Raw genomic sequence first — 14,774 nt, 5'->3', positions numbered from 1 at the left:
ATTGGAAACGTGACCGAGTGGCCGAAGGTGCTCCCCTGCTAAGGGAGTATGGGGTGTAGAGCCTCATCGAGGGTTCGAATCCCTCCGTTTCCGCCAGAAGCAAGGCCCTGAGTGTTATCACTCAGGGCCTTTTGCTTTTCTTGCTCTGGGAAGGCTGCGAGCATCGCTTTAAAGCCTTCAGCAGCCTTTTTCTCGTCTGCTTTCTCCGATTGCTCAAGATCTTCAGCAATCGCAGTCATGAATGCTCGCGCGGGGTCACCGCTCACGATCGCTAGCAGCCCACCTCGGATTCTCCAGTTGGCTGGGCGCACTCCTTTCTTCATATCGGTTATATGGCTTCTCGGGATTTCGAGGAGCTTAGCCAGCTTCGCTTGATTTCCAGCCTTGGCTGCGGCCTCATCTATCAAAGAATTTAACGACTCGATTGTTCCCATTTCGGGTACTCCTGTGTATGATGTTCCTAAATTGGGAACTTTGTTGTTCCCTGCTTGGTAATTTTACCAACGGAGCCACCCAGCTCGGCCAGCGTGCAGTGAACAACAGCCCGGCCTACCGCCAGAAGCAGAGCAAGGCGGCTCCAGTGACAACCAGGAGCCGCCAGCATGTCGAAAACCTCTCACACGTCCCCAACAAGTCCCCCGCCTGCTCAGCAAGACCTTGGCGCTTGCCTGGCGGCTCCCGCTAAGGTCGATCAGGTGGGGGGCACCCTCATTTCCGAGCAAGCTCGATACCTGCTCAAGTGTGTGGACGTCCTTCGCCGCCTCCAGCGTTCGCGTCTGACTGCTGCAACTGCCAGCTATCTGGAAATCTGCCAGCGTGAAGCTGGTTTCATCATTTCAGGTTCCTATACGTCTGGCGTGCGTGGATGGGGTAGCGCTCGATGACTAATCGTCTGTTCACCTTCTCAGCTCCGCGTCGTTTCCTTGACCCCACACGTCCAGAACGTGTGAAGCGCGTCTACCGGTGCCCTCAAGCATTCAATGCCTACATCGCAGGCCTGCGAGCTGGCGGCCTGCACATCGTCTTCACTTCGCCGCAAGCTGCGGCGTACGTTCGTCAGGTTCAAGCATGAGCGCGCAAATGGCATTCAACGACTCCCCCTCATCCGCAGGGGATGCAAGCAGCTGGCGGCTGCGTTTTTCAGGCGCCAAGGCGCCTGCCACTCGTGCTGTAACACGAGTGGAAAGTTCACCTACCACCACCAGCGATATCAAGGCCGCCAAGATCGATTGGCTCAATGCCACGTTCGATGCTCCCGCTATGAGCGTTCATGGCCTCATGACCTTCGTCGGCGGCCTCATGGGTCGAACCATCACGGGCGAGCTCGACGGCGGCCTGTTTGGCTTCACCGACCGCAACAGATTGACTGTGCGGCTGGATGACGGCGCAAAGGTAGAGATTGGCTCTATCGCGCTGGGCGGTGAATCGCAAAAGGGCCGCTGGCTGCTCCAGCTCAACGGCAAGGGCTGCGGCCTGGTCACTGACTGGGCAAGCCTGCAGGAGCTGCTCGAGGGCCTGGATGCAACCATTTCACGCGTCGACCTGGCCGTCGATTTCTTGGACGGGGAATACACCGTCGATGACGCGATGACGCTTTGGCACGAAGGTGCATTTATCAACCGTGGGCGAAACCCTGAGCTGGATACGCAGGGCGCTTGGCACGAAGGTGGCACGAAGGGACGCACTATGTACGTAGGCAAGCTCAAGAACGGCAAGACGCTATGCGTCTATGAAAAGGGCCGGCAGCTCAACATGCCAGACAGCAATTGGACGCGCTACGAGGTGCGGCTGGGCAACCGTGATCGCGTTGTCCCTCTGGACATTCTCACCAACCCAGAGAAGTACTTTGCAGGCGCCTATCCGGCCCTCGCTCACATGCTCCAAGCCGCCGCCGAAGAAATCCCCACGGTGCGCGAAGAAGTCAAAGGAAGCCTGGCGCACGGCCTGCACCACATGCAGCGCTGCTACGGCAAATACCTGCACCAGGCGATCGAGACAACAGGCTGCTCTGCGCTCGACCTGGTCGAAGAAGTTCGCATTGTTGGCATACCCAAAAAGGTTGAACCCTCCGGCGTTGTTGCCGGACTCGCATGGCCCGAGCTGCAGGCCCAAATGGAAAGACTCAAATCATGAGCACTGAGCAAGTAGCGGCCTCTGCGGCCCAAAAGCTGAAACCCATGCAAGTGGTCGTGCGTGGCCGCGTGGATGCATCTCGCCTGCATGACAAGACGCGTTATACGCGCATCGTGACGCCGGCTCCAGACCCGTATAGCCGCCCGCAAACCATCGAGATCCGCAGCAAGGGCCAGCTCGGCGGTAAGGGCGAAGAAGTCACCGTAGTGGCCCAGCTGGGCGGCTTCACGCGCAAGCCGTATCGCAGCACCGACAAGGACACGGGCGAGGTGACCATGGTCACCCCTGTGGACCTGACGCTTGACGCCGTAGAAGGCTAATCATGGTGGTCTACCAGCTCACCTTTTTTGACCTGCAGCGCCTTGCTGAGTTGATGGTGCTGGTTTCCTTCATGTGTGGGGCTATGGGCGTTGTCGTCATGCGCTTTTTGTGCGGGCTCATCGCAATGCTTGGCAATGCTTTGAACCGTCGCCAACGCATTCGTGAGGCACGCGAGCGCGCCGCGGCAAGGGCTGCAGATGGGCGAGCTTGCGAGACCGGCAGCAGCCCCTGCAGCGATGCTCCGCAGCCAATCTCGCAGGCGTGATGCGACATGTTCTGTATTGCTCACGATGCCCAGACCGTACAGGAAGTGTCTTGCGACACGCCTGATGCGTACCTGGTCATCACTCGTGTGGAGCTGGCCCAGCTGAGCCCGTTCTACATGAGCATCGAATCAGCAGTGGAAATTTCCGGGGCCATGCTGATGGCTATGGCGGTGGCATTTGTGTTCCGCCAAGTCCGTAACTACCTGGAGAAGGAAGAAAGAAATGATTGAACTCAAGAACGCTGTGAAGCGCTGTGTCCGTAACGCTCCTGCCCGTCTGGCTTTGGCTGGTAAGGCGGCGGCTGCTGGCTCGACCTTGGCACTGGCCTCTGGCGCACATGCTGCTGATTTCACCATCGACTCTGCTGCAGTGGTCGCGGTGATTACCGGTGGTGTTACCACGATCTCCGCAATCGGTATCGCGGTTCTGTCGCTGGTGGTCTGTATCAAGCTCTTCAAGTGGGTTCAACGCGTTTTGTAAGCGCAACGGCGGGCTAACGATGGCCCGTCTTTCTGGGGCGCTCATGCGGCTGTATGGGCGCCCTTTTTTTACGCATGGAGGTGGGGCATGAACGGTTTTTGGTACTTGCTGACGATGGTGCTGTGCGGCTGCATCATGTTCTGGCCATGAGGTGCAGCATGGCTCTTTTTCAACGCCTGGCTGCCTTAGTCTTCGTACTCTTTGCGTGCTTTCCCGTACAGGCATCGCTGCCTAAGGGTGTCATTTACACAATCGGTGCGTGTTCCGGCCCGAATTTGGTAGCAGTTATGGAATGTGGGTGGCGTGTTACCTACCCTCCTGCTTCCTACCCGCATTTGCATCCAGTGACTTGCGTTGCCGAGGGAAACGGTGGGTATTGCACTGGTGCCAGCGGCCTGACTGACCGCGTCAGTGCTCAGGTGTCCGGTGGCTCGTGTCCTGCAAATTCCAACGCCAATAGCAGTGGAACATGTGATTGCACGACTAACTACGAGGAGAAAAACGGTCAGTGCGTTAAGAAGGAAATCAAGTGTCCAGAAGGTCAGCACATGGATGGCGCTGTTTGCGTTCCTGACAAATGCCCGGAAGGCCAAATTCTTGATGCGGGAGTGTGCGTGCCTGATCCCGATCGTTGTCCCGATGGTTCCAAAAAGGTAAACGGTAAGTGTGAGGAGAAGAAGTGCAAGAAGGACACTCCATACACCGTAGGTTGGGCCGTCAATAGCCCATCTGCTTTTTGTGAAGCCGGCTGCACCTATAGCACTGGTAAGCCAATTGCTCGCACATGCAGCGACGGGCAAAACGGAACTCCCTCCGGTTGTTTCACCACGTTTTACGCGACGGGCGAAACCTGTAATGGGGGGTCTTTGCCTAGCAAACCTGGTGAGGGTGGTGGCGGTAGCCAACCTGGTGATGGCGGGGGCGGTACCGGTGGAGGCACGGGCGGGGGAACAGGCGGTGGCACTGGCGGAGGTACAGGCGGTGGCACTGGTGGAGGCACAGGCGGTGGCACTGGTGGAGGTACAGGCGGTGGCACTGGTGGAGGCACAGGCGGTGGCACTGGGGGTGGCACTGGTGGAGGTACCGGCGGTGGCACTGGTGGGACCGGAGGTACTGGCGGCAGCGATTCCGGCAGCGATGGCAATGACAAAGATAGCGACGATTTTTGCAAGCAAAACCCGAAGCTCGACGTCTGTTCTAAGGGATCGTTTGGCGGCACCTGTGGCGGAGGTTTTAAGTGCGAAGGCGATGCACTGCAGTGCGCGATAGCTCAAGAGCAGCACAAGCGCAACTGCGAGCTTTTCGAAAAGGACACGGACGGCTCCAGCCTCACAAACCGGGCTTTGAACGGCACCGACGAAAGCAGCGCAGACAAGCTCAAGGACAAGGCTGAGCAGGTCGATGTAGGCACGACTCTGGATCAAAGCGGTTTGGGCTGGGGCAACAGCTGCCCGCCTGATCCTGAGTTTTCGCTGGCCTTCGCTGACGGTCGCTCAATCACCATCCCATTTAGCCGCATCTGCGGGCCGCTGAACATCATGGCGCTGGCCGGTGTGGGCATCACCTTGCTCGCTTGCGGCGTCTGGGTTGTGGGCGGCAAAAAGAGCTAAGGAATAGACCATGCCATACATCATTTCCATCTTGGTCGGTGCGCTGCTGCAGGTGGTCGGCAGCTTCATTGGCCGCGCTTTGCTTGCGCTCGGTTTCGGCTTCGTTGAGTACAAGGGCATCAGCTATCTGATCAGCTCTGTGCTCGACCAAGCCAAAGGTCTGATGGGCGCTGTCGGCTCCTCGTTGCTGGCTGAGTGGGCGGGATTCTTTCGCATCGATGTGCACCTGTCCATCATCTTGAGCGCCATTGGCGTCAAGGTGTTGTTGAACGCGCTTGGTGGCGACAAGGTGCGCCGCCTGGTGCAAAAGTGAGGTAGGCCATGCCAATCAATTTCGTTACCGGCCTCCCTCGACAGGGCAAAACCTTGTGGACGTTGGCCTATGTCCAAGAGATTGCCAAAAAGGACAATCGCCAGGTCTACACCTGCAATATTCCTGAGGTCACGATTGAAGGTTGGCAGACCATCGATCACCCCGATAAGTGGATGGAGCTGCCTAATGACTCCATCATCATCGTGGACGAGCTCCAAGACTTCTGGGGCCAGGCATCGACCGGGGCACGCGTGCCAACGCCCATCCTGGAGCTGTCAAAGCACGGTAAGCGCGGCATAGACTTCTTCTTCATCACGCAAGACCCTACGCTTGTGCACGCGACGCCGCGCAAGCTCGCTGCAGCTCACTACCACGTCATTCGTGCGTTTGGTACTGAGAAGGCCATGATCCACAAATGGCCACGGATGCAAACCGATCCGGAGAAGCATAAAAAGACCAGCGAGAAGTTTCCGTGGGCCTATCCCCGCGCTGCCTTTGGCAAGAAGGACAAGGCCGGGAACGTGATCACGCCGTCCTGGTACAAGAGCGCCGATGTGCACAACATCAAGCGCGAGATACCGCTCAAGGTCTGGGCCATCCCTATCGGCGCAGTCGTCGCGGGCCTCGCTATCTGGGCAGCGTTTGGCCTGGGTAACAGCGTGCTCGAGAAGGCGAAGACTAGCGCGAATGGAGGCAAGGCAGTGGCTACCGCGCCAGGTGGCTCGCTTGCACCTGGTCAAGCAGCTGGGGAGGCTCCGGCCAGCAAGCACATGACGGTTGCGGAGTATTTGGAATCACGCCGCCCGCGCATTCCGGATCTGCCGCACACAGCTCCGGCTTACGACGAAGTCACCAAGCCAGTAACCGCGCCATACCCTGCAGCTTGCATCCAGGACGCTAAGCGGTGCCTGTGCTACACGCAGCAAGGCACGCTCATGCGCACCTCTGGCGAGGTGTGCAAGCAGATAGTTCAGTACGGCTACTTTGTGGACTGGGATGACAGCAAGGGAAGGCGGGATGCGCTGCGACAGGAGGTCAGGCAAGAGCAGCAGAGCAGGCAGCGGGTTTATGCCGAAGGCGGGGAGATTCAGCCTGTTGTAAGTCCTCAGGCCCTGCGCTGGGAGCAGCAAATGCAGTACGAAGGGTATGAGGAGCGTAAGGCCAGAGAAAACGCGCAGGTGGTCTCTAAATTGCGTCCCAACTATCCCGGCAGGTAATTGCATGGCTGTTTGGGGTATGGGGGTACCCCATGTTCACTTCTCGCCGCGCTCCGGGCCCCATGTCATCGTTGCATACGTCTTAAACCGCGCCTGCAATTGCTTCCCGAATCACTTCGAGCTCGAGGTCCGGCTTCGTGGCCATTGAACCTGCACCAGGTCGGACGAAGGGCCATCAGCACAAGCACGAGCTGGCCGACTTTCACGCCCTGAAAAACGGCTCGCCGCAGACGCTCTTACGCTTGAACTAAGTGTTCTTGCATTTGAGCTTGAACTGTTCTTGTCTTATCTGAAATCGGCGCTCTCCATCTTCGGATGACTTCTTAGTTTTGCGATCGATATTCATGCGTTCTTGATAGAGAGCGTTACATGCTGTGATCGTGCGGTACTGCTGAATTCCTTTTTCCATCGCTATATCCGTTTGCCTATTTATGTCTCTTACGAGGGCTTCAGTGGACTGTCGTTTTGCCCCTGACATTGAGTGCGCGCCTTCAGTGGCGCGTATGTCCAGTTCTTGGCCATCTTTGCAGGGCTTGTCTGTATATCCGTTGGCGCACTTGTACACCACCTGCGCATGGGCTCCAGTAGCTGCCAAAAGAATGCTGACTAGGAGTGCTTTCACCGGAATTCCCTTCTCGTTTACAACTGTAAAGGGAATTCTATGTTGATTGGATATGCACGCGTAAGTACGCAAGAGCAAGATACAGCGCTCCAAATGGACGCGCTTGCCCGTGTGGGGTGCAATGTTGTTTTTCAAGAAAAGGCTAGCGGTTCGTCCCGTCGAGGGCGTCCAGAGTTGGCTAAGTGTTTAGCGTCTCTTCGTCGAGGTGATACCCTGGTCGTCTACAAAATTGACCGTATCGCTCGTAGCCTGTTTGATTTGCTTGATGTTCTGAGGCAGCTTGAACGGGTCGGGGCGATGATCAAAAGTATCACCGAGCCTTTAGATACCACCAATGCCATGGGCGTATTTGTAATCCAGATGCTTGGCGCTGTTGCGCAGCTTGAAAGGTCGATGATTCGGGAGAGATCGATAGCTGGGCAGATTGCGGCAAGAGAGAGGGGGCGGCTGCCTGGTCGCATTCGTACGCTGTCTTCGGAAATTGAAGCTGAGCTTGTCGCAGACTACTTGAGTGGACTACACACCTACAAAGGATTGTCGCTTAAATACGACGTTTCTATGTCTGTTGCCAAGCGAGCTGTGTATCGCGTTACGAAGTCCAAGGATGCTCGCATAAAGGGCAAGGTGTAGCGTCCGAAAACATCCGTTTCCGCCAATAAGATAAGCCCCAAGTGATTGATTCACTTGGGGCTTTTTCTTTGCCTGGGTGGTGCGCTCTCAAGTCATCCCTAATCCATCCCTAAATCGCTTCTTTTCGGGGTGTGGCCTGGGTGGTGATCGCTGCATTGACTGCTGCGAGATTGGCGCCTCGATCCGCTGACGGAATCCACTTCGCATAGTCGCGCATCATCACCTGCACAGAGTGCCCGTGCTGCATGGCCACCCACATGGGATTTGCGCCGGCCATGAGCGCCAGGGTTACGCTGGTGTCCCGGCATTCCTTGGGCGCCCTGTATCGCACGCCAATGGCGCGCAAGGTGAGGCGCCAGGCTCGGCGCTGTGACTGCTCATCGTGATAGGGCGCTCCAGTGTTCGGGTTATAGAACACCTCAGCATTCATTGCTGCAGTCCTTGCACGCTGGCGCTGGATCACGCCGGCGGCGCGCTGGTTGAGCTCTACCGTGCGTTCAACGTTGGTTTTGGTGCGGTCTTTTTCCATGGTCATGACCTTGGAGCGGCGAACCAGCACAGTGGACTTCCGTAAGTCCACATCCTCCCACCTCAGCGCAATATGCTCGCTTGCCCGTAACCCGGCAAAGAACGAGAATTCAAAATAATCTGTCATTACCTCCCCAAAACGCTTTTGCATTTCCTTGAGAATCAACTCAACCTCATCAGGTGCAAAAGGATCAGGGTTGGCTTTTTGGATCTTCTGATTATCGATCCCCTCAACTGGGTTGCTAACTCGGCTAGGTGGTTTGCATATCAGGTCGAAAACTCCACGCAGTGGGATCAGAATATTATTCTGAGTTTTCCGCGATAGTCCTTTCATTTTGCGACCGGTTTCTACGTCAATTCGGTCTTTGCTCAATGTTGCCAAGTGAGTTAATACCATTTCATGGCTTATTTTCTCTGGTCGCATGCTTCCGAATGCGGGCGCCCAATATGCATTTAGGTGACGAACATAAATGGCATGCGTCGAATGCTCCAAGCTCCGAGCGGAGAGGGTGACCCATACCCTCGACCACTCTAGGAAGGTTCGCATGCCAGCCTCGCTCTCTGGCTGGTGTTGCTGCAGGTGCTTGTAGTCGGGAAAATGCGCTGCAAAGCTGAAGGTGCCGTGCTTTATTTCTTCGACTATGGTGGCTCGCACACGAGCCGCATGTTTGAGGTTTGCAGCAGTGGGGCGGAGATCAAGCGTTGGGGATACCTGTTTTCCGTTCCAGGTGAAACGAACCTCTATGCGGTCGCCTCGCGGTCTAACACCTCCTGTCGTTGCTTTGCGGCCCATTGGTTATACCCTTCCATATCAATCAAAATATTGTTGTCCGGGGCGCGGACATATTCCTTGCCTTCAATCCAAACACCCCGGTGAATCTTTGTCTCTACTGCGCGATCAGAGTATCCAGTCTCTGCGCAGAATTTGACAATGCGTACAAATCGTGCGGCCATCATGGCTCCTTTCGCATCTTGTTCATCTTGCTCAGCGCCCGCTTAGCGGTGGTGAGGTGCTGGCTTTGCACCTCATGCTGTGCCTGGTCCTCGTCATTCTTAAATCCGTCGAGCTTCCACTCGCGCAAGACGGTCGCCATCCAGTTGACGGCATGCCAAAGGGCTGTCGTTTCGGCCTTGGCCAACTTGGTTGGGCCTGCAGTTTTCTGCTTGATTTTTGGAATAGGTTTAGCGGCGCACGCTGGCGCTTTGACCGCTTTGCGCGGCCTGATCATTACTGCGTCCATGGGTTACCTCTTCAGAGACTTGCTGCGCGGCTTGTAGACCTCGCGCACCATGCCGAAAACTTCGATGTTGGCCAGCAGCTCCGTGGTGACAACGCGCCAGGTCTGCCCTTCACCGTGGATGGTGGGATCGGCTATCCACAGCTCACCATTGAGGCGGAACTGAAAGCGCCGCACCCCATACCAGCTGTAATCACCAGAGTGGCGATAGGCAATCAAGTACTCGGCATCGCCTTTGATGCCGCGCTGGTCAAAATCCACCTCGATAACATCGTGGGCACTGATGAAGTCGCCGAACAGCTGGCAGTGCGTCTGCAGGAGGTGCAGACCTCGGCACTGGGTCAGTTGCTCCCGCGCCCCCATTGGCTCCACGGCGGTGGCCGCGACGCCCCGCGAGGCTGGGCGCTTAGGGGCGGCCGTGGTTTTGAATGCAGCTACAGCATTCATGGCGCTGCTCCTGCGTCGCGTTCAGCGGCAGCCTTGCGGATGGCTTCCTTGCGTGGCTTGTCATGCAGCAAGTAGTGGTCGACCACCTCTTTTCCGCGCTTGTTGAGGCGGTCGTATACCGGATGCTGGCGCAAGGGAGTGGCAGAGACCACCACTTGCCGGCCGGTTTCATCTTGCACGGTGAATTGATCGTCTTCTCCCTGACTTCCAAACGAGGTTCCGATGTGAGTAACCGACCCAATCAGAGTGTCCAGCAGGTCAGGATTCAGGCAGACCTGGGAATAGCTTGTTGACCACATGGCATGGGCCTTGATGATGAAAGCATCCGGATACTCCGGCTTCAGTTCATCAAGTGCTTCAGACGCCTCAAGCAAGGATTCGTGGCGCAGGGAGAGGCGCGAGCCTTTGCTGGTCCAAATCTCAAACCGGAAGCGTGAGCCTGAACCTTCTGCAATGCTCAGCCACTCGCTGAGGTGGTTTGACTTTCTGCGATGCTCGTCGTAGGAACTTTCATGACGGCCCTGGTCTTTCAGGCGATCGATTGCCCATTGAGGGAGGCGCTCCAGTCCTTGCCGAGTTCCATTTGCAGCGCCTTCATCAGCCAGCAGCAGGCTGTCGATAATCGACCACCAGTGCAATCCCGTGTCGTGAATGCTCTCCAGGAGATCCCGTGCTTCGATGGGCTCGGGCGCTGCTGGCGCGGCACAGCGCATCGGAGGCTGTGGGCGAGTGTTGCGGCCTTGCTTGGGGTTGGCGCGTGCCTCAGTGGCATTTTTCTCCGCACGAGGGATAATGTCGGACATGATCTGAATTCCTATGGATGGGTTTTGATCTAGAAGCCCGAAAGCAATCTCACCTGCTTTTGGGCTTCGCCTATTTCAGCGCTGAAACACAGTTATTTAAGGCGTGTTGCAAAACTAAAACGCGTTGTATTTCAGAGCCTTGTGTTAAATCGGGCTGAATTCGCGGTAGGGCCTTGAACACTTATGCAGGCACCGCATTTCGCGGGGCGTGGGCCTTGAGTGGCTTGGGCTTGCGGCCATCTGGCATGAGCTGAAAGCGCTTTTCAATGTCGCGGTGCGACCAGAGAGTGGGCGTCTCCTGTACGCAGTCCTTCACAAACTGGGCGAAGAGCCGGGTAATGTCAGCCACGGCGTAAACCACATACTGGGAGCCCCGCGCCTCTTCGCGGTGGTTGCGCACCATGGCATGCGGCTTGGGGCTCGTTGGCAGCTCACGCATGACCCGGTGGACAACCCAATCCGGCAGCGCATAGCGCTTGTTCATCCGGTCCACGATCTTGCTGATGGGCTCACAGTTTTGCGGGCAGTGGTCCCAAACCCGGGACTCGGCCAGGTCCTGCACTTGCCCTTCCAGGCGCGCAACATCAGCTTTGATCTCGGCCTGCTTCTGCTCAACGGCCAGCAGGGCCTGCGCACTGGCCAGCAGCATCTCGTCAGGGGTGCGCGGGGCAACCTGGTAGCTGCCGGTCTGGCGGATGCTTGGGAGCACCTCCTCAAACACCCAGCGCTCAACACGTTCAGCGGTGGGTAGGGTGCTGTTAACGATGAGGCGCATCAGGTCCGGCTCATCAATGATCCGGGTGTCCTGCAGCCGGCCGAGCGCATCGGGGATGGGGTAGCGTTTGGCGACCCCACGGGAATGAGTGGTCAACGCATCGGATTCGTTCGCATAGCCCAGCGATGCAGCTGCGTCCTTGCCGACAAAGTAGGTCTTGCCGTCGATCTGGACTGTGCGAACGGTGATGTTTTCCAGTCTGTGGAGGAGGATGGGGCTCATGGCGGAGGTCCTTTTCTGTGCTTTGGTTGGTGCTTACGGGCGGGAAGCTGTAGCAACGGTCTTTCCGGCCAGGCGATCCATCAGCGGTTCGCCAAAAGCACCGTCAAAGAACTCGTTGGAAATGTCATGAATCGCCTTGTCCAATTTTTTGTTGGTCTGCATGGCATTCATGAATGCCATCGTGTGACACCACTTGAGCGGCCGATGCTCAATGTCATCGTCTTTGGTCGCGGAGTTCTCCAGGTCCAGGATGCAAATCAGGTGGTGAGACTTATCTCCATACTTGCGGACCTCATCGGTGTCTCGGTCTGCAAAGCTGGTGTTGAGCGCGTCGAAAATCAGCGCCCGAGGGACCTTTTGATCCATCTCATGGCAAAAGGAACATCAGGTACTTGCCAATTTCAATTTCATGGAATTCGCAGGCGAGACGGTTTTCTTCGATTGCCTCTATCAGGTGATTGGTGAGCGCCCAGTCATCAGACCCAATGGCTGTGAGTGCCAGCTTGGCCCTGTATCCCGCCAGCAGCTCACCCGATTGCCTGCGGGTTCGCACGTTTTGCCGGGCCAGCATGCGCAGCGCCACCAACTGTTTGACCAGATCGGCGGCGGACTCTTCGCCCGTTATTGCCAGCGCTTTCAAAGCTGCACCCCTCTCGCAATAGCGTTGTGCAGCCGGCGCAGCGCGTTGCGTTCCTTGCGTTTTGCAGCTTCCTGCAGTTGGTACTCCGGATCGGTCGCAACCATCATCCGGTCCCATTCATCGCTGTCTCGCTCTATGCGATGAAACGTACCCGTGCCGTGGGCCCAGCGCACGTAAGCCGCCTTGAGGTTGTCGCTGGCCTCTTTCCGGCGCTTGGTGCACTGGTGCAGTTCCACTGCGATCAGTCCAATTTCTTCAAGAGTCTTCGTCTGTGCCATGTGTTGGCTCCTTTTCGTTTGAGTGGTAACGGGTTAGAAGCGTGCGCGCAATTCGGTGCGCACGTTGCGCCACACCAGGCCGAGGGCCCAGGCAGCAGCTTTGGACCAGCTGGCACCGGCCCAGCGGCGCATGGTGAAAAGTCGATAGGCGAGGGTGATTTGTTCGGCCATGGCGGCTCCGTTGTCAGTGCCCAGGTGGGCGGGTTATCAGTGGCCGCAGGGCAGCCCTTCGCCTGGCTGTGGTTCGCGTTCTACGGGGGCGCCGCTGCCGCAGCGGAAGGGAGCGGAAGAGTTGTTTTCAGCCATGTTGGGCTCCAGAAATGAAAAAGCCCGCTGGTGTGCGGGCTGGTGTGTCTCAGACCAAAAAGGTCTAGTAGTGGATCAAGTCATCAGTGACTTGTTTGTTTGGACCAGATCTTTTTTTCTTGGCCGCGATAGGAGAGTTCGATCCCCTCATAGTTAGGGCGTCCGGACCAAGTGGAGCGCGCAGGTTGCGCGCCATCCTTGTAAGTGATTCTTTCGCTTTCAAGCCGAGACTTTTGGATCTCCGACAATCTGGCTGGGGCAGCTTTAAAGTTCAGCTTCATGGTCTATGTCTCCCGTATGTTTGCAGGCACACTTCATCTCTCTGTCTTTAGTTTCATAATGAAACCAAATAGATTTCATGCAGTTGCTCTGTAACGCGTCTTTCAGCTTGCAGCTGGTAGCCTTTGGCTTTCCACTCTTCAACCTGAGCGGCTGTTTGGCTTTTCGCCACGCGCCGCGTATTTCGTGCTCCAAGTCGACCAATGAAGACGTCGAAAGACTTATTCATTCCTACTCCTCTTAAAAAGCAGAAGCACGACATTTGGTGCTCCGTCCAAGCCGTTGAAGACCACGATCAAGCGCTCTTACGAGCGCTGAGAGGTCACAGCGGTAAGAACGCTTGCTGGCCTTGCTCTTGATCTTGCTTCTCCTTGTCAGAAGGTGTCTTTGACCCCTGTTCTTGTGGAGATGGGATAGCAGCGATAGCAAGATTTCTCTTGGTCGTATCCCAAAATGATGCGGGTGGATAGGCTGAGAATTTGAACATGTAGACCTCCGGTCTATAGCGGCGAATCAAGATGGATTGCCTCGGCCCACCTTACTCCTTTTAATGACCTTAAACCGGGGGGGCATGGATGCTTCTAGCTGCACTTTGAGACTGGGCCGACGCGCGATTTGGACCTACTGGAAGGACATCTACTTTCCCTCGCTCAATCCCACCGGCCATGAGATACCCTGACGGACAACGTCAATTAAGGAATGAGATGAGTTATGGGCCAACACTGTTGTTCTTCGCCTGGTGCGGGCTGTTTTTCTTTGCGTACTGGCTTCTTTCACGAGGGCCCCCGCGTGGCCCCTCACTTCTACGTCACCCTCAGGAGAGGGCGATCAAACTCAAAAATCTAATCTCGACGAAACACTGGGCAAGAGGGGAGGCAGTCAGGGTTGCTGACGATGGCTCACGAACGGCGAACCTCTTCCGCGTGGCAAAAAATACCGTTGGTGAAGCAGCCAACCGGCAGTGCATCGCTTTCCTCGTACCTGAAGAGAGAGAGCAAAGTGTTCAACAGAGGGTGTCAGTTGTGGTAGACGGATTGCGCATAGGTCAACTTTCTGCGAGAGATCTCATTCCATTCCATGTCATGCTCAAAGCTGCCGGGTTGAGCGCTCAAGTCACCTCCTGTGATGCTTACATCGGGGGTGGCCGCACGGCGCTAGATGGCCAAAAACAGCGCTATTCGATTTCTCTTGACGTAGACTGGTTTGAAACCTAAGCCCTCTATCACAAGGCTTGGGTTTCCCGCCCGGATACGCTCCGGGCAGGCGCGCTGAGATTCCAATCAGCGTGACCGTTTCTGTTCTTGGGCGTCTACCCCTCACCAGTTGAGCCTTGCAGGGCTACGGTTGGGCACCGCGCAGAGCAGCGGCCGTGCCCGCTGAAGCAATTGGCCGGGCGAATGCCCCACAGGCAGGGCAAGCAACTTCGGCAGGGCTGATTTTTTAAAGACCTGGAGGGGGCTCGCTCGATCACTGGCACCCATCGCCTGGTGCAACTTCTGCATGGTCATCCCGGTGTGTTGGGCGTGGCCTCCAGCTGACGGCGGTGATTCACCGGCTTAGGCCCCTACGCATGTTAGGGCCGATGCAATCTTGACCAGCAGTGCCAATCGAGCTTTGACCAGGTACTGGAGCAGCCTTTGAGATGACCGCTTGTGAATAACTATAG

24 protein-coding genes and 1 tRNA gene are annotated in these 14,774 nt (G+C 56.6%); 12 read left to right on the top strand and 13 right to left on the bottom strand.

Translation table 11 applies throughout. The annotated features are described in order from the left end of the window. Positions 1-3: 3 nt before the first annotated feature. The 10 genes from EDF71_RS23690 to EDF71_RS23640 all read left to right on the top strand — a co-directional run bounded on the left by EDF71_RS23690 (position 4) and on the right by EDF71_RS23640 (position 6,340). Positions 4-96 (top strand) — tRNA-Ser (locus tag EDF71_RS23690). A gap of 984 nt (positions 97-1,080) precedes the next feature. Continuing rightward, positions 1,081-2,133: a replication initiation factor domain-containing protein gene (locus EDF71_RS23680; RefSeq protein ID WP_166656633.1), complete on the top strand. Its 1,053-nt coding sequence runs from the start codon at positions 1,081-1,083 to the stop codon at positions 2,131-2,133. Continuing rightward, on the top strand, positions 2,130-2,453 hold the full coding sequence (locus EDF71_RS23675) for a single-stranded DNA-binding protein (protein ID WP_133858988.1): 324 nt from the start codon (positions 2,130-2,132) through the stop codon (positions 2,451-2,453). The genes EDF71_RS23680 and EDF71_RS23675 overlap by 4 nt, the downstream gene beginning before the upstream one ends. Positions 2,454-2,455: 2 nt before the next feature. Continuing rightward, the gene (locus EDF71_RS23670) at positions 2,456-2,719 is read left to right on the top strand and encodes a hypothetical protein (protein WP_133858987.1); all 264 of its coding nucleotides are present in this window, start codon (positions 2,456-2,458) and stop codon (positions 2,717-2,719) included. Between the two features lie 6 nt (positions 2,720-2,725). Then, positions 2,726-2,950, top strand: a complete 225-nt coding sequence (locus tag EDF71_RS23665; protein WP_133858986.1) for a hypothetical protein — start codon at positions 2,726-2,728, stop codon at positions 2,948-2,950. Then, positions 2,943-3,200, top strand: a complete 258-nt coding sequence (locus EDF71_RS23660) for a major capsid protein (RefSeq protein ID WP_133858985.1) — start codon at positions 2,943-2,945, stop codon at positions 3,198-3,200. The genes EDF71_RS23665 and EDF71_RS23660 overlap by 8 nt, the downstream gene beginning before the upstream one ends. Before the next feature lie 891 nt (positions 3,201-4,091). Next, a complete protein-coding gene (locus EDF71_RS25325; protein ID WP_208301126.1) occupies positions 4,092-4,469 on the top strand; it encodes a hypothetical protein in 378 nt (125 codons plus the stop codon). Positions 4,470-4,543: 74 nt separating this feature from the next. After that, the gene (locus EDF71_RS23650) at positions 4,544-4,810 is read left to right on the top strand and encodes a hypothetical protein (RefSeq protein WP_133858984.1); all 267 of its coding nucleotides are present in this window, start codon (positions 4,544-4,546) and stop codon (positions 4,808-4,810) included. A 10-nt stretch (positions 4,811-4,820) separates the two neighbouring features. After that, positions 4,821-5,123, top strand: coding sequence for a DUF2523 family protein (locus EDF71_RS23645; protein ID WP_133858983.1), 303 nt, complete (start codon positions 4,821-4,823; stop codon positions 5,121-5,123). Between the two features lie 8 nt (positions 5,124-5,131). Beyond that, the gene (locus EDF71_RS23640; RefSeq protein WP_133858982.1) at positions 5,132-6,340 is read left to right on the top strand and encodes a zonular occludens toxin domain-containing protein; all 1,209 of its coding nucleotides are present in this window, start codon (positions 5,132-5,134) and stop codon (positions 6,338-6,340) included. A gap of 247 nt (positions 6,341-6,587) precedes the next feature. Here the strand turns inward: EDF71_RS23640 and EDF71_RS23635 are convergent, their stop codons facing one another. After that, positions 6,588-6,962, bottom strand: coding sequence for a DUF4124 domain-containing protein (locus EDF71_RS23635; RefSeq protein ID WP_133858981.1), 375 nt, complete (start codon positions 6,960-6,962; stop codon positions 6,588-6,590). Between the two features lie 39 nt (positions 6,963-7,001). On the opposite strand from EDF71_RS23635, the gene EDF71_RS23630 reads away from it, so the two are divergent. Next, on the top strand, positions 7,002-7,592 hold the full coding sequence (locus EDF71_RS23630) for a recombinase family protein (protein WP_133858980.1): 591 nt from the start codon (positions 7,002-7,004) through the stop codon (positions 7,590-7,592). Between the two features lie 109 nt (positions 7,593-7,701). Here the strand turns inward: EDF71_RS23630 and EDF71_RS23625 are convergent, their stop codons facing one another. From EDF71_RS23625 to EDF71_RS25185, 12 genes are all read right to left on the bottom strand, one after another. Continuing rightward, positions 7,702-8,913 (bottom strand): site-specific integrase, encoded by a 1,212-nt coding sequence (locus EDF71_RS23625; RefSeq protein ID WP_133858979.1) that lies wholly within the window; start codon positions 8,911-8,913, stop codon positions 7,702-7,704. Positions 8,914-9,073: 160 nt separating this feature from the next. Beyond that, the gene (locus tag EDF71_RS23615) at positions 9,074-9,361 is read right to left on the bottom strand and encodes a hypothetical protein (protein ID WP_133858977.1); all 288 of its coding nucleotides are present in this window, start codon (positions 9,359-9,361) and stop codon (positions 9,074-9,076) included. 3 nt (positions 9,362-9,364) lie between these two features. Next, a complete protein-coding gene (locus EDF71_RS23610; protein WP_133858976.1) occupies positions 9,365-9,805 on the bottom strand; it encodes a hypothetical protein in 441 nt (146 codons plus the stop codon). Continuing rightward, complete coding sequence (locus tag EDF71_RS23605; RefSeq protein ID WP_133858975.1) at positions 9,802-10,608, bottom strand: hypothetical protein; 807 nt, start codon at positions 10,606-10,608, stop codon at positions 9,802-9,804. Before EDF71_RS23605 ends, EDF71_RS23610 begins: the two co-directional genes overlap by 4 nt. Positions 10,609-10,789: 181 nt before the next feature. Further along, the gene (locus EDF71_RS23600) at positions 10,790-11,605 is read right to left on the bottom strand and encodes a BRO family protein (RefSeq protein WP_133858974.1); all 816 of its coding nucleotides are present in this window, start codon (positions 11,603-11,605) and stop codon (positions 10,790-10,792) included. Between the two features lie 33 nt (positions 11,606-11,638). After that, the gene (locus tag EDF71_RS23595) at positions 11,639-11,971 is read right to left on the bottom strand and encodes a hypothetical protein (protein ID WP_133858973.1); all 333 of its coding nucleotides are present in this window, start codon (positions 11,969-11,971) and stop codon (positions 11,639-11,641) included. A 1-nt stretch (position 11,972) separates the two neighbouring features. Beyond that, positions 11,973-12,245 (bottom strand): hypothetical protein, encoded by a 273-nt coding sequence (locus EDF71_RS23590; RefSeq protein WP_133858972.1) that lies wholly within the window; start codon positions 12,243-12,245, stop codon positions 11,973-11,975. Beyond that, on the bottom strand, positions 12,242-12,523 hold the full coding sequence (locus EDF71_RS23585; protein ID WP_133858971.1) for a hypothetical protein: 282 nt from the start codon (positions 12,521-12,523) through the stop codon (positions 12,242-12,244). Before EDF71_RS23585 ends, EDF71_RS23590 begins: the two co-directional genes overlap by 4 nt. Positions 12,524-12,556: 33 nt before the next feature. Continuing rightward, positions 12,557-12,694 carry a hypothetical protein gene (locus EDF71_RS25195; RefSeq protein ID WP_166656632.1) on the bottom strand — a complete coding sequence of 46 codons (138 nt, stop codon included), beginning with the start codon at positions 12,692-12,694 and terminating at the stop codon, positions 12,557-12,559. Between the two features lie 218 nt (positions 12,695-12,912). Beyond that, positions 12,913-13,110: a hypothetical protein gene (locus tag EDF71_RS23580; protein ID WP_133858970.1), complete on the bottom strand. Its 198-nt coding sequence runs from the start codon at positions 13,108-13,110 to the stop codon at positions 12,913-12,915. Between the two features lie 53 nt (positions 13,111-13,163). Continuing rightward, on the bottom strand, positions 13,164-13,337 hold the full coding sequence (locus EDF71_RS25190) for a hypothetical protein (RefSeq protein ID WP_166656631.1): 174 nt from the start codon (positions 13,335-13,337) through the stop codon (positions 13,164-13,166). A 93-nt stretch (positions 13,338-13,430) separates the two neighbouring features. Beyond that, positions 13,431-13,595, bottom strand: coding sequence for a hypothetical protein (locus tag EDF71_RS25185; RefSeq protein ID WP_166656630.1), 165 nt, complete (start codon positions 13,593-13,595; stop codon positions 13,431-13,433). A gap of 436 nt (positions 13,596-14,031) precedes the next feature. On the opposite strand from EDF71_RS25185, the gene EDF71_RS23575 reads away from it, so the two are divergent. Continuing rightward, positions 14,032-14,322: a hypothetical protein gene (locus EDF71_RS23575; protein ID WP_133858969.1), complete on the top strand. Its 291-nt coding sequence runs from the start codon at positions 14,032-14,034 to the stop codon at positions 14,320-14,322. Positions 14,323-14,774 lie beyond the last annotated feature (452 nt).

This window comes from Comamonas sp. JUb58 (genome assembly GCF_004364775.1).
In the GTDB taxonomy this organism is placed as follows: Bacteria; Pseudomonadota; Gammaproteobacteria; order Burkholderiales; family Burkholderiaceae_C; genus Comamonas.
This window is presented reverse-complemented; position numbering and strand designations above follow the sequence as displayed.